This is a genomic window from Comamonas sp. CAH-2 (genome assembly GCF_009668305.1).
Lineage (GTDB): Bacteria > Pseudomonadota > Gammaproteobacteria > Burkholderiales > Burkholderiaceae_C > Comamonas > Comamonas aquatica.
The window spans coordinates 1-776 of the sequence record NZ_VSWF01000083.1; the positions used below are offsets into that span (position 1 = coordinate 1).

The 776-nt window shown below is 49.5% G+C and carries 1 protein-coding gene; it reads right to left on the bottom strand.

From position 1 onward, the window contains the following. Positions 1-626 (bottom strand): hypothetical protein (locus FYM52_RS18565; RefSeq protein WP_238826274.1); only part of this gene is annotated, 626 nt, incomplete at its 3' end. Positions 627-776: the final 150 nt, after the last annotated feature.

Here is a 776-nt window from a genome sequence, read left to right on the forward strand (position 1 = left end):
CCCGAGATAGACAACCTAGAATCTCCTTCTACAGTAGTATCGCCATACATCATGGGAAGATTGAGCCCAGCGGTAGAGAGGTAGCTGTCCATTTCGCCGCCTGTTATCATACTACTATCGGCGAAGAACCCGGCAAGAGGGCTGTCGAATGTAGGATTCAGATATTTCAAATGAGCCCGCTGCCGTTCCAAGACACTCATGTCTGGGAAGTTGAGGAGCAAGTCTCCGCCGATGGCTCCATTCCCGCTATAGTGCTTCTCCTCAAACAAGACAGGTTCGTAGCGATGGCCCCAAAGGATTTCATTGGCAAGATAACTACTTCGACATTGGGTTGTCATAGCGGTGGCCTCTACCATCCCTTCCAGTATAACGACAATTTCGAAATCAGCGTTGTCGATGTCTTGTTTGGAGAGGTCATAAAGAGGAGAATCCTCATCAATCTCGTGGACGATGGTGATTGGGCTAACGAGAAAGATCCTGTCAATGCCGCTATCGAAGCCCACATTGATATCAATCTGATCGAGTGGTATGTACTCTCCTTCTGAAGTTATGCGTGATTTCAGCAGTTGTGCTCGTACATGGGCCTCTACGAGGTGGGACTTTCTCAGATTGCCCACCCTCCACATGAGGCACACTTGCCATCCCTCATGGCAATCACAGCGTTGTGACTGAAGCTCCCCGAGATAGACAACCTAGAATCTCCTTCTACAGTAGTATCGCCATACATCATGGGAAGATTGAGCCCAGCGGTAGAGAGGTAGCTGTCCATTTCGCCG